The 12,849-nt window shown below is 51.8% G+C and carries 11 protein-coding genes; 4 read left to right on the forward strand and 7 right to left on the reverse strand.

Features of this window, described 5'->3' with window-relative positions:
* On the forward strand, positions 1-1,407 hold the full coding sequence (locus HYT76_05950; GenBank protein ID MBI2083094.1) for a sigma 54-interacting transcriptional regulator: 1,407 nt from the start codon (positions 1-3) through the stop codon (positions 1,405-1,407).
* Here the strand turns inward: HYT76_05950 and HYT76_05955 are convergent.
* From HYT76_05955 to HYT76_05975, 5 genes are read right to left on the reverse strand one after another with little or no spacing between them, the layout of a single operon-like run.
* On the reverse strand, positions 1,364-1,957 hold the full coding sequence (locus HYT76_05955; GenBank protein ID MBI2083095.1) for a tetratricopeptide repeat protein: 594 nt from the start codon (positions 1,955-1,957) through the stop codon (positions 1,364-1,366). The genes HYT76_05950 and HYT76_05955 overlap by 44 nt on opposite strands.
* A gap of 7 nt (positions 1,958-1,964) precedes the next feature.
* Positions 1,965-2,846 (reverse strand): hypothetical protein, encoded by an 882-nt coding sequence (locus tag HYT76_05960; GenBank protein MBI2083096.1) that lies wholly within the window; start codon positions 2,844-2,846, stop codon positions 1,965-1,967.
* Between the two features lie 3 nt (positions 2,847-2,849).
* Positions 2,850-3,428, reverse strand: coding sequence for a tetratricopeptide repeat protein (locus HYT76_05965; protein ID MBI2083097.1), 579 nt, complete (start codon positions 3,426-3,428; stop codon positions 2,850-2,852).
* 56 nt (positions 3,429-3,484) lie between these two features.
* On the reverse strand, positions 3,485-5,050 hold the full coding sequence (locus HYT76_05970; protein MBI2083098.1) for a hypothetical protein: 1,566 nt from the start codon (positions 5,048-5,050) through the stop codon (positions 3,485-3,487).
* Positions 5,043-6,254, reverse strand: coding sequence for a hypothetical protein (locus tag HYT76_05975; protein MBI2083099.1), 1,212 nt, complete (start codon positions 6,252-6,254; stop codon positions 5,043-5,045). The genes HYT76_05970 and HYT76_05975 overlap by 8 nt, the downstream gene beginning before the upstream one ends.
* 200 nt (positions 6,255-6,454) lie before the next feature.
* Between HYT76_05975 and HYT76_05980 the strand changes: the two genes are divergently transcribed.
* From HYT76_05980 to HYT76_05990, 3 genes are all read left to right on the forward strand, one after another.
* The gene (locus HYT76_05980) at positions 6,455-7,765 is read left to right on the forward strand and encodes an ATP-binding protein (GenBank protein ID MBI2083100.1); all 1,311 of its coding nucleotides are present in this window, start codon (positions 6,455-6,457) and stop codon (positions 7,763-7,765) included.
* A gap of 69 nt (positions 7,766-7,834) precedes the next feature.
* Positions 7,835-8,074: an antitoxin, RHH family protein gene (locus HYT76_05985; protein MBI2083101.1), complete on the forward strand. Its 240-nt coding sequence runs from the start codon at positions 7,835-7,837 to the stop codon at positions 8,072-8,074.
* Positions 8,075-8,347, forward strand: a complete 273-nt coding sequence (locus HYT76_05990; GenBank protein MBI2083102.1) for a type II toxin-antitoxin system RelE/ParE family toxin — start codon at positions 8,075-8,077, stop codon at positions 8,345-8,347.
* 13 nt (positions 8,348-8,360) lie between these two features.
* On the opposite strand, the gene HYT76_05995 is transcribed toward HYT76_05990, so the two are convergent.
* Together HYT76_05995 and HYT76_06000 are read right to left on the reverse strand one after the other, a co-directional pair.
* Complete coding sequence (locus HYT76_05995) at positions 8,361-9,533, reverse strand: hypothetical protein (GenBank protein ID MBI2083103.1); 1,173 nt, start codon at positions 9,531-9,533, stop codon at positions 8,361-8,363.
* A 19-nt stretch (positions 9,534-9,552) separates the two neighbouring features.
* A complete protein-coding gene (locus HYT76_06000) occupies positions 9,553-12,798 on the reverse strand; it encodes a hypothetical protein (GenBank protein MBI2083104.1) in 3,246 nt (1,081 codons plus the stop codon).
* Positions 12,799-12,849: the final 51 nt, after the last annotated feature.

A 12,849-nucleotide genomic window follows, 5' to 3' on the forward strand; every position in this document is an offset into this window, starting at 1 on the left:
ATGGATCCGAAACCTGTTACTGTTGATGTCGACACACAACTGATCGGGAAAGAAGATCAAAAAGATGTCGTCTTTCAACGTAAATGCCAATTGGTTGTTATTGAAGGATCCGGCAAGGGAAAGAAATTCCCGCTCTCAAGATCCAAGTTTCAGGTGGGGAAAAAAGAAACAAATGACATGGTGGTTGATGACAAGACGGTCTCAAGAAATCATCTGGAAATTGTTCAGTCAGAAGATCGCTATCTCTTGAGAGATCTTGAAAGCACCAACGGCACCTATATCAATGACATTCGCGTCAAGGAGGCGTTCCTGTCTCCGGGTGACGTGATCCGACTTGGAAAAACCAGGATCGAATTTACCGCTTTCGACGAGAAAGTTCAGATCGAGCCGTCTACGAAGGAGGAGTTCGGTCCTCTGCGCGGTCGGTCTCGAAAGATGCGCCAGATCTTCAGCATCCTCGAAAAAATCTCACCGACAAACGCCACGGTCATTATCGAGGGAGAAACCGGAACAGGAAAAGATGTGGTCGCCCGGGCGATCCATGAGTACAGCCCACGCAAAAACAAGCTGTTTGTCGTCTTCGACTGTGGAGGCGTGGCAGAAAACTTGATTGAGAGCGAACTTTTTGGGCATGTGAAGGGGGCCTTTACGGGAGCCGTTTCGAGTCGACGCGGGGCCTTCGAAGAGGCGAATGGAGGGACAATTTTCCTGGATGAAATCGGCGAGCTCTCGCTCGACCTCCAACCAAAACTTCTGAGGGCCCTCGAACAACGTGAAGTCAAAAAGGTCGGGGCGAATGATTCGGCCCCGATCGATGTGCGTGTCATCTGCGCGACAAATCGTAATCTTCGCAAAGAGGTCAGCGAAGGACGATTCCGGGAAGACCTTTACTATCGGTTGTCGGTTGTAAAGATTAACGTCCCTCCGCTTCGGGAACGTCCGGACGATATTGGCCCTCTCATCGAACATTGCCTGGCGACCAACAAATTTAATCTGAAACCGGATGGATCCCTTCGGGTCACCCGTGTCGACGATGACGCCCTTAAAATGCTGTCGCGATACCAGTGGCCCGGGAACGTCCGTGAGCTGATCAACATACTTGAGAGAATGGTCCCGCTCGTCGAGGGAAACACGATCGCAGGACAACATGTTTCTTATGTTTTTGAGCAAATCGAAAAAGAGGATGATGAGGCGACGGAACGAATGCCGGTCGATATGGGACTTCCCTTCAAGGAGGCGAAGCAAAAAATCGTTGAGGGGTTTGAAAAAGACTATCTCGCCGCCCTCCTCCGCAGAAACAATTACAATATCTCGAAGACCGCGCGTGAGGCGGGCATTGATCGAAAGCATATTCGAAATCTGCTTAAGAAGTACGGGATCCTCGGGGACGTGGAGGAGGGGGAGTAGCAGGCTTCCTCATCCTCTGCCGCATCTCCAAATTTCTCTTCAACGCTATCACGAGTGAACGGGCACGATTCGCCCAGAGACTCTTCCCTTCCGAATCGAGGACGATTGCATTCCGAAAATCCTCAGCCGCCTTTCGGAAGTTTTTATGCTTGAGATAGATCTCCCCGCGATTCACAAAAACGCAGAGATCCTTCGGATTTAGACGATAGGCCCGCGTGTATTCCACTACGGCATCGACGTAACGTCCCATTTTTTGGTAAACCCCCCCGAGCGCGGTATGATAGTAGGGATTCGCATTGTCGACGGCGATAAGCGTCTCGAAAATCTTCATCGCCTCCTGATAGCGGCCATACTTGTATTTGAAGTATCCTATCTCGGCAAGACGCATCAGTTTTTTCTTGGGAAATCGGGCGAGATCGGAGATCGAAAGCCGGCCCCTGGCAAATTTGTAAAAAAGTTCCGTCAGGAAACGTTTTCGTTCCGGATTTGGATCGAGAACGCGTCCTCGGTCGTCTTCTTCGAAGGGTCGTCTTGTTTCGTCAAGAGGCATCGAAGGTTTAGCCTCTGAAATTCGCTATTATCTGTTTCTGGGTCTCCTGCAAACTCCCCAAGATCGATTGTGTCATATTATCGACCTGGTCCAGCTTCTGCTTGAGGCTCTGAATTCCAAAACTGGCAATTCCCATATAGCTCGTATTTTTGGAAAGCTCCGCATTCGCCTTCGCAATCTCTGCAGTCGAGGCACCGGTGAGATCCATACGGGCGGTCGACTGATCGAGTTGATCAATCTGATTTCGATACACCTCCATCGCCTTTTTCAGTTTTTCACCATAGTAATCGGTCGTTCTATACGCCATCGTGAAGACAGCCGCCAAGACGGCGGTCTCCGGATCGACAGAGGCTATCGTGAGAATTTTCTGATACTCTTCGTCTCTCTTCCCCTTCTGTTCATTGATCTCGGTCATGAAAACCTGATCGAAGATATCGAGGTCGCCAACAGGAACATCCGCACCTGGCGTCGCTCCACGGTTACTCACATAATCCTGGGCCCGCTCAATCAAATTATTCAGGTCACCCGCCGACTGGATCCCTATCCCCTTCCCTCCCTTGTTCAACGCCCTCTGAATCTCCTCATAAAGGCTCCCCAAGGCCTGCTCCTCTTGCAACTCAACAGGCTGAAGACTCTCGATCTCTTCCCGAATCTCATCAAACTCAGGGATCTCTCCGGAAAGCGATTTGATCTTTTCGGTGTATTCCAGGGAATGCAGCTTGGCCCCTTGCGAAGAGAAAAACTGCGAGAGGAGACGGAGATCCTGAAGGACTGTCTTTGGAACCTGAAGATCCCGGTAAAATTCGGGACTCGCAATCGGAAGATCGACTCTGGATGCGGGGGTTTCCAGTTGGTGATCTGTTCGAAAAGATGTCGGATCTACTGGCATAAATTATTTCTTATCTCCTCTAATCTTCACCTGTTCTTTTAACATGCGTGCTCTGTTTGCCCAACGATCACTCCCCTCCTTGTCGAAAGAGATCGCCTTGTCGAAATCCTGATTCGCCAGAGGGAGAAGACCCATCGCCAAATAAGACTCGCCCCGGTTCGTGTATGAAACGGTGTCCTTTTGATTGAGATCAACCGCAACAGAATATTCCAGGATCGCCTCGGCGTACTTCTCCTGACGTTGAAAGGTTGCCCCCAACATCTGATGGTAATAATAATTTTCAGGATCAATGATTGTTAAGCCCCTGAAGATCTTCTCAGCCCGGTCGTAACCACCCGATTTGAACTGCTCATAACCGATCGTCGCCATCTGTTGGAGTTTCTCAGGGGGGAGGGCAAAAAGTTCCGTCCACGAAAGATCCCCTTTCGTGAGCTCCGCCACTCTCTTCTTCGCCTCAGTCAATTTTTCCGGGGAGACCTTCTTCAGCGCCTCTTCAAGTTGCTTGATGACCTCTTCTTGAAGTGGGTTTGCCGTTTCCTTCTTCTTTTCGGTATCCCCCTTCTTTTTCGCCGCCACGGCCACCTCTTTTACCTCCTAAGGTAACATAATTCTTGAGTGATGACAATAAGTTATCAGGTTTAAGTATTAAATCGTGAGAGATGTCGGATCTGCGCCCCTTGGATATCCAGATACGACTTCGTAATATTTTGAATCTCTTCCATACTGGTCAGCGCCGTCCGAAGCAGGTTCATCGTCGCCTGACGGTCTGTCGCAATCTTGTTCACCTGCAGATTCGCTGATGAGGCCTGTGAGGCAAAATTAGGATTCTCTGCCGAAAGCTGATCAAGTTGTGTCACCACCTGTTGCTGTTGCCGATCCTGCTCCTCGAGCGCCTTCACCATTTTCGCCCCTACCGTCACGGTCGACATCGCCGCCTGATGGGAGAGCATGATCAACGCAAGATCGAGGACACGGTAATCACCCGCCAGGAGGCGCCTCATGATCTGATCGACCACGCGCTTCGTCCTCTGCCATTCTGCACGAACACGTCCGGCATTCTCCAAGACCGCTGTATTGGTCGAACTCAGCGCAATGTCGATCATGAGATCCGAAGGACGACTCGCCCCTCCGGCAGACTGGGACTGAACGATGGTCGTCCCCCCCGATCCCCGGTTCATCTCAATATAATCCGAGTCCCCATCATCATAAGGAGTCCCTTCCCCTCCACCTGCGGAGGAGATCCCGACAAAGCGGCCTCGAGAACCACCGGGGCGCCCGGTTGCTGGTGTGTTGGTGGGTGTGGCGGCTGAAGCCTCGGAAGTCCCCCCAGACCCCTCCTCCTCAGTCGCCACCGATTCGTCATCTTGTCCCACACTCAACTCCTGTCGAAGCTCGGATTCAATGGTTCCTTTTTCAAGCTCTCTGACCCAATTCTCGACATGCACAATCGTATCGGAATAAAGTTTTTCCCCTCTCAAAAATTTCTGTTCTTCGAGCTGAAGCTCCTTGATCCTCTTTTCATCCGCCTTTCCTGATTTGCGGAGCTCGATCTGCTGTCTGAGTTCAGCCGCGACCTTGCGACGCCCTTCCGCGAGTAGCTGGAGATTTTTTTGGAGCCTTCCGATCACCACCTCGCGAATTTTCGCCGGCTCCTGGACCGGAATCTTCTCTCCGTAAATCTGTGTCAACTTGTTCAAGGCAAGATCAAGGCGTGTCTTTGGCACATCAGACGGTCCCTGCGCCTCAAATTTCGTCTCCATCTCCGCCTGAACCTTCTTCACCGCATCAATAGAATTCTTGATCGTCTGGACCTGTTTCAGCAAAAGCTGTTTCTTCGCGGGATTTTTCTCCTGATTCACTTTGGATTGAAGTCCAGCCAACTTTTCTCTCGCAAACTGAACGATCCCTTTTGCCCGACCCTCTTCAAGCGCCTTTTTATCGACCACCTGCGAAAGCGCGGTCTCAAGGTCAGTCACGACCTCCTTATGCCGTTGATAATCCTCACGTGACAGCCGTGTCAGGAGCTCCTGAGGACGGATCTCTGCCGCCTCGGCTATTTTTTGGGAGACCTCGACAGAGCGATACTCCGAGGGAACCCCGTCTCGTTTCCCGGTACGGGAAAATTCATCGGATGGGGATTTCTGCGGGACGGAGTTTGCCCCCGCGCTCCCGCCGATGTTCATTGTTTTGTTGATGTTAGACATTGAACCTCGAATAATGCCGTTTGAACTGCCCGACGATATCCAGCACCGACTTCTCGACGTTCCCGATCTCCTCCGTCATCGTCAGCACATCCCGCATCTGATTCATCAGCATCTGCCGCGCCACCGCGATGCTGTTCAACTGCATCGAGAGCCCCTGTGACTGATGCTGAAAATTCGCCATGCTGTCGGGATTTCCCGGATCGAACTGCAGCTTCTGGAAGGTATCGGAGATCTGCCCCTGCTGCTTGTCATACTGCTTCATCGCGGAGAGCATCGCGACCGAGGAGAGGATCAGCGTCCCCTTCGACTTCCGGGAGATCGCGATCAACGCGCTCGTGATCGCATCGGTATTCCCGGAAAGGATCTGCATCAGCAGGAAATTGATCAACGCCTCCAATTTTGAATTTTGGCGTCGGATATCTTCGCCAAGCCCACCGGCACCAGCCATCATCGGGGCGCCGATATTGAAAAGCACATCGCCCGGTCCCATCGCGCCCCCTGGACCACCAAACACGCCGGGAGAGGCAATTCCCAAGAGACCACCGCCCCCCCCACCAAACGGCGCAACACCGAAATGACCAGATCCACCACCACTCGCGACACCAAAAGAAGATCCACCGGGACCGACACTGGCACTGCTCATGAACGGCCCGCCACCGACCGCCCCATTAAACATATTGAAGGCGGTACCTGCCAGGCCGAGCTCTTCCAATGTATTCTGATTATTCATCCGCTCTCCGCTACGTTTATACTTTGCCATTTCATGATCCCGTCTTGCTAATTGAAGCTCTTTTTTTTCATCTTTTGTCAGTAATGAATACGGATCACCCTCGTCATCTCCACCCTCAGAGGTGGTACGAACACGACCCCCACGACGCGTATGATCCGGTGCGTCGGCCCTGTCGGCTCTCGTTTCATCAACTTTGCCTTCGAGTTCCGTAAGCTCTTCCAAGGCAGCTTCAAGTTTTTCAATCTGGTCTTCATCCTCAGCTTTATCTAATTTGTTGTTGATTGCCTTCTTCGCAGCATCAATTTTCTGAAGCAAATCATCCTTATCTTCTGCCGTATTGAGTCTCTCTAACACTCCACCATCTCGAAGGGCTTGCTCATTTACATGGTGTCTCCTGATAAATTCATAAGTCATTAACCCAAACCTCTCCCCCGGCATCTCGCTGCGTCGTCCTTCAAATCCCCAAGTCTCCATAGATCCTCCTTGGAGGGGGTAGTGCCCCCTTACATCTAAATTATCGGCCCCAGAGCTGCCTCAAGTTGCGTTACATGGGGCTGAAATTGCGTTTATTTTACAGGAATCTGGAGAGAGTCACAATAAATATATCCCCTAATCCGTTATCGGTGTGGGAATATCCTCTTGCTAACGTTTGAAACGTTAGGTATCTTAACGTTATGGACGTTAAGTCTTTTAACGAACTTTTGGCGCAAGGTGAGATCGACCGCGAAGATATGTGGCCTCATTTGGCCGAGATGAAATCCAGGGTGGTGCAATTCCGGTTTGAATTCGGCCTCGAGGAACTCCCACTGGAGCCGGGCCTGATTACTATCCGCGGCCCCCGACAGTACGGAAAAAGCACATGGCTTGAAATGCACCTAAAAAAATCGATCCAGGATTATGGACGTGGATCCGCCTTCTATCTCAATGGAGACGAACTGGCCTCTCCGGAGGATCTGGTACGGGAAATAGAAAACCTGGAGGCCTCCTATTCCCCCGATGCAAAAGTGAAGCGTTTGTTCATTGATGAAATTACGGCCGTCACCGGTTGGGAGCGGGGTATCAAGCGGGTGATCGACCAAGGGCTCCTGAGAAATATCCTCGTGATCACGACCGGTTCAAAGGCATCGGACCTCCGCCGAGGATCGGAAAAACTCCCCGGTCGCAAGGGGAGATTGAAGAAAAGCGAGTTCTTGTTTCTCCCCATTTCGTACCGGGAGTTCCACCGTCTCTGCGGACACAAGCTGGGGGAAAAGAGCTGGATCGCCTATCTCCTGACCGGAGGCTCCCCCTTGGCCTGCAACGACATTTATGAATCTGAACACCTCCCCGAATACTTCATTCAACTGATCCGGGACTGGGTTATGGGAGAAGTCGTCGCCTCGGGCAGGAGCCGGGTTGCCCTAACCCAAATTCTGCCGATCCTCTTCAGAGGCGGCGGGCAACCGATCGGATATGCCAAACTGGCCCGCGAATCGGGCCTCGCAAACAACACGGTGGCAAGCGGCTATCTGGAACAGCTCTCCGACCTTTTGGCCGTTCTCCCCGCCTGGCCGTGGGATACCAATGCCGGTATTCTGCAAATCAGAAAACGATGCAAATTCCATTTCATCAACCTTGCCGTAGCGATCGCTTTTCACCCGGCGGCACTGCGTTCCATCGATCAGTTCGAGACGCTCACTACGGAAATGCAGGGAATGTTTATGGAATGGTTGGTCGCTCAGGAGGTTTGGCGGCGATCTGTTCTGGCCGGAGCAGACAACCCTGAAGCGATCGGCTTTTGGGGCTCGAAGGATCATGAAATTGATTTTGTGACTCCAAACCACGAGTTGATCGAAGTCAAACGCGGACGGGCGGGCCCACTTGATTTTAGCTGGTTCTCTAAATCATTTCCCCACGGTCACCTGGCCGTGATCTGTGGCACCCCGTTTCAAACCAGCCATGTCACCGGAATGACGCTGGAGCAGTTTCTGCTGGCCGGAGGGTAAGAGGGGGACCGGGGTTAATGGAAAACCCGCTTGACCAAGGTTCATCAGATCTGATACCTTGAGGCTACTATGAGTACAAAAAATCCAAGGGTCATGGTCGTTCTTGAAAGTCCACTTTATCACTGGATTCGCAAGGTGGCCAAGAAGGACGGGCTCTCCCTCTCCATGAAATTACGAGATCTGGTCCGCGAAGCCTATGAAAGTTATGAAGACCGCTACTGGTCACGCGCGGCGGGCAAGAGGGCAAAAAACTTTGATCCGTCCAAGGCTCTTACACATGGGGAATTCTGGAAAAAAGCGGGACTCTGATTGTCATTTGAAATCCTCTACGACCGAAACTGTCTGGAAAAGGATATCCACCGACTGGACAAACCAACTTTAAAGCGAATCAAATCGACGATCGAGGAACGCCTCTCCATAGCACCAACCGATTTCGGAAAGCCGTTAAGATATACGGGAGAAAATCTTTGGAGTCTTCGAGTCGGAGATTGGCGGATCATCTACAAAATCACTGAAAATCAGATCTGGATTCTAAAGATCGGTCATCGGAGAGAGGTTTATAATTTTCTGCTTACGAAATAACCAGACCAAGGGGTTACTGCTTGCTACGATCTCTGGAATATCGGATCCGTTCGGCGGTGTTCCTGGCCGCCTCGGCGGCACGCATATGGATCTGCGGCATTTCGTCATAGATCTGCTTCAGAGCCTCGGCGTCCTGGATCAGGTAACCGATCTTCTCAACATCCGCCTTGCTTCTGTCGTAGGCCGCCTGATCTTTTTTCCCGATCGCCGCTGAAGCCTTCTCCTGATGTTTAAACTGTTCATCGCGAAGTGCCTGGATCTTCTTTCTAAGATGCGCCTTCTTTTCGGCAGAGATAATCCCTGTCTTCGACGCCTCGACCTGCTCAAGCGCCGCCTCGAGATCAGCCAGGATCGCGAGGAGGTCGGGATCTCCGACGGCAAGTATCGTCAAAATCTCTTCGATCAGCTCCAGGATCCGCATCTCAAGTTTGCGCGCGGTCGCGAGTGCGGCATGGACTGATTTATAAGCTTCACCAAAATTGTACGCTGCAAAATGAGGGTCACTGGTATGAATCCCGTCGTCTTCTTTCCCCTCGGCCTTCGCCCCTTCGAGTTGGGACTGACTATAGATCGTCCTCATGTCGGTGTCGGGGGCATATCCGAACTTCACTGAAATCTTGGACCCCAATCCAAAACTCTGGGCGGCGTTCTTCAACGCCTTCACAAAATCCTGATCGGGATGATGATCCTCGAGCGCCTTCATGACCCGCTTGGCAATCTCCGGTGTAAACTCGTCGAATTTATCATATCCTTCGGGAAACTCGATCGTGATCGGAATCTCCTGTTTTTCATATTTGATCAACGGGTAGAGCGGGTGCTCCTTCGCATCCCTTCCGGTCCCGGTCAGCCTTTGGATTTCAGTCTTGGAAGGAATGGTAATCTTGACGGTGTGGACCGGTTCGGCATGGAAGGCGTTGTATGCGGTCAGCTTGCCATCCCAAAAGGCGATCGGTTTTTTGATGTCCGCTTTCCCAGGTCGTCTAAAAATTATCTCCGTCGCCCCCTGTGCTTTAAGCTCGTCCACGGTCGCCTTCGTCGTACCACCAACAAGGGTAAAAACGGTTTGGCCTGCCTCTTCAGGACTCACGGTCAAAAGATTCCCACCATCAAGATCAGGCGGCACAGCTGTCGCAAGATCCCTTGCCCCTCTACCTCCTGTTCGAACTATAACTTCAAAATCTGCCATTGTTTCCTCTTGTTCCTCTCTACTTCACATCCTCTACTACAGGTGCCCCCGGTTTAGCACTCGTCTTGTGGACCCGAGGAGTCGGCGAACTCGTCGTGCTCGTCGTCGAACTGGTTGTGGTTGTCCCAGCCGCCTTCTTATCGGCCGGTTTTGGGCCTGCGGATTGATCCTTTGTCACAAAAGTTACCAATGTCGACACGACTCCCTCATCCACTATAATTTTTTCTACCTTTTGAATGACCTTAGCGAGTTCTCCTGTCTTTTCCCCCTCCTGCTTCTCTTCCTTCTTGAGCCGTCCATGCAAGGTTTCCAACCAGCTTCTGATAGCAACTGATCTTAAGGCATGGGCGGTTTCACCGGAAACCTTGTTCGAATTGGCGACACGCTTTGTCAGATCTTTTGCGACAGCCTCAAGCTTCGCGATCTCTGGTTGTGCACCAACCTTCTTGAACGCCTCAAGTCGATTGTTCAGCCAACAATTGATCACCTCGGGAGATCCAACAACAGATTCTGTCCCACCTTTGATCCCGCCAAGAAGCTGGTCTGCGACAGCAGTTCGTTTATCCTTGTCCGTCAGCTTCAGATCGTCCTTCAGAAAAGACTCAACTTTATTCCGCAACTCCGCTGGTGTCTTCGCAGTAATCTGCTGCGTACGCCCATCATGCGATAAAAAGTAGCTGAAGACAGGCTTGTCGTTTTCATATCGAACCACTTTTCGTCGAAGCTCAACATTCGCTTGTTTGTCAACTCCGGCAACAAGTTCGTCCAAGACAAACGTCAGCTTGTCGGTCGGTCTCAGGTCCTTTTTCAGGGCTTGGAACTTGTCCTTAAGCCAGCTTCGGACCGACGCGCTGGTCTCCACAGGAATTTGATATTCTTTTTTGTCAACCTCAACAAAATATTTATAAGGAACCATCTTATCTCCGGTCGCCTCTCTGCGAAGTTTAACCTTGGACTCGCCATTGTCATAGGTTCGCGTCCCATCCCAGTATTGTTCGATAGAAACCTGACCCTGCTCTTTTATCTTCGGGAGCTGTTTATCGAGAATCTCCTCATAGGCAGCGACATAACGATCCTGCTCCTGAGTGTTATTGTATTTCCCAAAATCAGGCTTACTGGCAATCCAGGAGAGGAAGGAACCATCGTTCTCATATTCGTAGATCGTATTCCCCTCTTTATCACGCATGACCCGACCCTGCGCATCCCTCTTTTCAACCTTATCTCTGAAGATGATATCTCCATCTTTATCTCGAACAAGCTTTCCATCTTTATAAAGTGCACTTGGGGTCCCGTAGGCCTCTACAAATCTCCTCTCGGTTTCTTCTCCAATATGAAATTTCTGATCGAGCTTCGTTCCAACAGTAAGACCGGCGCCCAATCCGACGGCGACAGGGGCGCTGGCAACTGCCAAGAGGGCCCCTCCCACAAACGCCACGGCGGTCGCTCCGTATCGCCATTCAAGATCTTCTGACTTGCCACCATATTCATCCAGCCAGTGTTGAAATGCGTCGTTCAGACCATAAGTAGCGACAAGTGCCGGACCGATGACCCTCGCAATAGCGGCCCCTGTGAGACCGAAGCCACTCAGGCTTGCCCCTGCCCAATGTCTGAAGCCAAGCAAGGCAACCATACCAACACCCATTCCCATACCAACCCACCCGATAATCTCCTGGTAGTCATCTTTTTCGGCACGACTCAACCCACGGTTCTTCTCCACAGCATAGCCGGCCCCGATAAGTCCTGCAAAACCTAGCGTAAATAAGGCACCTGCTCCGGAAAGAACTCCCCCCTTTATCTCCCCTGCAGCCCCACGAATTCCGACACTGGGTTCACTCCACCCTTCACGGGCCCCTTCCATAAATTGACGCCGAGCAACAGCCAAGCGCCCTGGTCTAATAGGGGCCTCATCTAACAAACTAGCTTCGTCCAAACTGGTCTGGGTGGGGTCTACCGCATTCCAGTCAGGAGCGGCAGCGGTCCTCATAGCTGCTGGAGGTGGCGGCGGTGGTGTAGCCTCGGCGGGAGGCGGTAGCGCGGGTGATGGAGAAGCTGGAACAGCTGGGGCTGGTTCGGCAGCGGCTGCAGGAGCTGGAGCAGCAGTCACGGCAACTTCTGCAGTAGGGGCGACTGCCACCTCGGCAGCAGGTGGTGCAGCGGGGGCAGGTGTCGTTGTTGCCGCAGCCTTGACTGCGGCAGTGACCTCAGCCCTAAAAGCCTCCATTTCACGCGCAAGGGCCTCTCTCAACTCTGCCAGATCTCGACCCTGTTGTTCGATTTTGACACGCATCTGTTTCTCACTTGGGATAGGAGGACGGCCCCTGAGGCGACGTCCGATATTACGAATGCCGCGCCCCAAACCAAATTGAAACGCCATGAAGAGACCCATTATAATAAGGCCCCATTTACCACCTTGTGATTTCAAGATCTGATTTAAGGCGCTGGGATGCGTCTCTTTATAAACTATCGCCTCAATCTGTTTCTCCTTTGGAAGCTTTCTTTCTTCAGCGGTAAGGTCCTCCCCCCTGTCTTTGATAATCTGATCCTGAAGTTTCTCGATTTCCTTCCGAATCGCCTCCTCAACTTTTCTCAAATCAGCCCTTAATTGCTTCATCTTCGGCTCAAGACCCCTGGAAAGGATCACGGCACCCCGAACAAGGTCTTCTTCCTTCAGGGTCTCAGAGCGCCCCCCACCATAATTCAGCTTTGTCTCACCGAAGTTTCCGGATTCCGGGGCCTCATCAATTGTCCCGTTATTACTCTCATCGACTCGGTCAGCGATTCTCATCGCCTCCATCAGCTGCAACTGAGCCTTCTCCGACATCGAACCTCGAAACCCTGGTTCATAATTCCCTTGAGGATCCGGCATCCCAAATAAAACTTTTTGGACGAAACCGCTCAACTCCTGTTCATCTTTGGTCATCGGCTTCCCTCTTAATCCCTGTGGGATATCCCGGGCAACACCTGGAACAACAAATGTCCTGTCGGTCAGGAAATGCTTCAAGCCCGGAAAGTCTTTGACAAACTTTGAAGCGAGCCCCTTCAAGTCATCCACAGTCCCTGGAATGAGCCGTCTCGCCTCCCGAAGCTTTGCAAGTGTTGCCTCCTGTTCCGCTTTTTTAGCCTCCTCCTCAATTTTTTTCATTCCTTGCTCGTAGAGGTCTTTCGTCGGTACGCCCCCTTCACCGGGACCAGGGACCCCTTCAAGCAACCCAAACCGCTCCCCCGGTAGGGAAAGGAACCTTCCTTCAAATCCATAATGTTCCATGGATTTAGACCTCCTCCGCCAAAGGCGGAACCTGATCCCCCGGGGTTAAAA

The organism is Deltaproteobacteria bacterium (genome assembly GCA_016180845.1).
Lineage (GTDB): Bacteria > UBA10199 > UBA10199 > JACPAL01 > JACPAL01 > JACPAK01.

What these genes read in the sequence shown, in the direction of transcription:
- HYT76_05995 (MBI2083103.1), bottom strand. Translation starts at nt 9,533, where the DNA reads ATGGCAGATTTTGAAGTTATAGTTCGAACAGGAGGTAGAGGGGCAAGG.
- HYT76_06000 (MBI2083104.1), bottom strand. Translation starts at nt 12,798, where the DNA reads ATGGAACATTATGGATTTGAAGGAAGGTTCCTTTCCCTACCGGGGGAG.
- HYT76_05955 (MBI2083095.1), bottom strand. Translation starts at nt 1,957, where the DNA reads ATGCCTCTTGACGAAACAAGACGACCCTTCGAAGAAGACGACCGAGGA.
- HYT76_05950 (MBI2083094.1), top strand. Translation starts at nt 1, where the DNA reads ATGGATCCGAAACCTGTTACTGTTGATGTCGACACACAACTGATCGGG.
- HYT76_05960 (MBI2083096.1), bottom strand. Translation starts at nt 2,846, where the DNA reads ATGCCAGTAGATCCGACATCTTTTCGAACAGATCACCAACTGGAAACC.
- HYT76_05975 (MBI2083099.1), bottom strand. Translation starts at nt 6,254, where the DNA reads ATGGAGACTTGGGGATTTGAAGGACGACGCAGCGAGATGCCGGGGGAG.
- HYT76_05985 (MBI2083101.1), top strand. Translation starts at nt 7,835, where the DNA reads ATGAGTACAAAAAATCCAAGGGTCATGGTCGTTCTTGAAAGTCCACTT.
- HYT76_05970 (MBI2083098.1), bottom strand. Translation starts at nt 5,050, where the DNA reads ATGTCTAACATCAACAAAACAATGAACATCGGCGGGAGCGCGGGGGCA.
- HYT76_05980 (MBI2083100.1), top strand. Translation starts at nt 6,455, where the DNA reads ATGGACGTTAAGTCTTTTAACGAACTTTTGGCGCAAGGTGAGATCGAC.